The sequence below is a fragment of the Nocardia sp. NPDC060220 genome, assembly GCF_042727815.1.
Classification (GTDB): Bacteria; Actinomycetota; Actinomycetes; order Mycobacteriales; family Mycobacteriaceae; genus Nocardia.
The window spans coordinates 1-1,404 of sequence record NZ_JBHWZY010001266.1 but is presented as its reverse complement, the minus strand read 5'-3'; the positions used below and the strand labels follow the sequence as shown (position 1 = coordinate 1,404).

General features: G+C 66.5%; 1 protein-coding gene and 1 pseudogene. Both read right to left on the bottom strand.

Going from position 1 to position 1,404, the window contains the following annotated elements; translation table 11 throughout:
- Positions 1–33 precede the first annotated feature (33 nt).
- Complete coding sequence (gene dmpG / locus ACFWF3_RS35915; RefSeq protein ID WP_378990694.1) at positions 34–1,083, bottom strand: 4-hydroxy-2-oxovalerate aldolase; 1,050 nt, start codon at positions 1,081–1,083, stop codon at positions 34–36.
- Between the two features lie 14 nt (positions 1,084–1,097).
- A pseudogene (locus ACFWF3_RS35910) lies at positions 1,098–1,404 on the bottom strand (acetaldehyde dehydrogenase (acetylating)); the annotation flags it as partial.

Here is a 1,404-nt window from a genome sequence, read left to right as displayed (position 1 = left end):
ATGTCTGCCGGCCCGGTGCTGGGTGGGGAACTATCAGGCCGTGACCGAAGCTTCGCGCTGGAGTTCCAGGGCGATGTCGATGAGCTGGTCTTCCTGTCCGCCGACGAGCTTGCGCTTGCCGGCGCGGACGAGCATTTCGGCGGCGGAGACGCCGTAGCGTTCGGCCTGGCGTTCGGCGTGGCGCAGGAAGCTGGAGTAGACGCCCGCGTAGCCCATCATCAGGGCCTGACGGTCGAGCAGGCATTCCGACGGCATGGCCGGGCGGACCACGTCCTCGGCGGCGTCGGTGACGGCGAAGAAGTCCACGCCGGTCTTGACACCGAGCTTGTCGCAGACGCCGATGAAGGCCTCGACCGGCAGGTTGCCCGCGCCCGCGCCGAAGCGGCGAGCCGAGCCGTCGATCTGGGTGGCGCCCGCGCGCACGGCGTAGACCGAGTTCGCCACGGCGAGGCCGAGGTTCTCGTGGCCGTGGAAGCCGACCTGGGCGTCGTCGCCGAGTTCGGCCACCAGCGCCGAGACGCGGTCCGAAACCTGTTCCAGCACAAGCGCACCCGCCGAGTCGACGACGTACACGCACTGGCAGCCCGCGTCGGCCATGATGCGCGCCTGCTCGGCCAGCAGCTCCGGGGTGGTGCTGTGCGCCATCATCAGGAAGCCGACGGTCTCCAGGCCCAGATCCCGCGCGTAGCCGAAGTGCTGAATGGACACATCGGCTTCGGTGCAGTGGGTGGCGATGCGGCAGATGGACGCGCCGTTGTCCTGCGAGATCTTGATGTCCTCCTTGATGCCCACACCGGGCAGCATCAGGAAGGCGATCTTGGCCTGCTTGGCGGTCTCCGCGGCGGCCTTGATCAGTTCCTGCTCCGGGGTCTTGGAGAACCCGTAGTTGAACGAGGACCCGGCCAGGCCGTCACCGTGGGTGACCTCGATGACCGGGACACCGGACGCGTCGAGCGCGCCGACGATGTCGCGAACCTCGGTCACGGTGAACTGGTGACGCTTGTGATGCGAGCCGTCACGCAGCGAGGTATCGGTAACGCGCACATCGAGTTCGCCCGAGTAGGGCTTGCGCACATTGCTCATGATTGAGTTCTCCCTTACACCCGAGCCGAGATGATTTGATCGGCCAGCACATCGCCGACCTTGGTGGCCGCGGCCGTCATGATGTCGAGGTTGCCCGCGTACGGCGGCAGGAAGTCGCCCGCACCCTCGACCTCGACGAAGATCGACACCTTCGCCAAGCCGCCGGATACCAGCGACGGGTCGTCGAACTGGGGTTCGTTGAGCAGTCGGTAGCCGGGCACGTACTCCTGAATGGACTTCTCCATCCGCAAGATCGACTCGGAGATCGCGTCGCGATCGGCATCCTCGGGGATGGCGCAGAAGATGGTGTCGCGCATGATC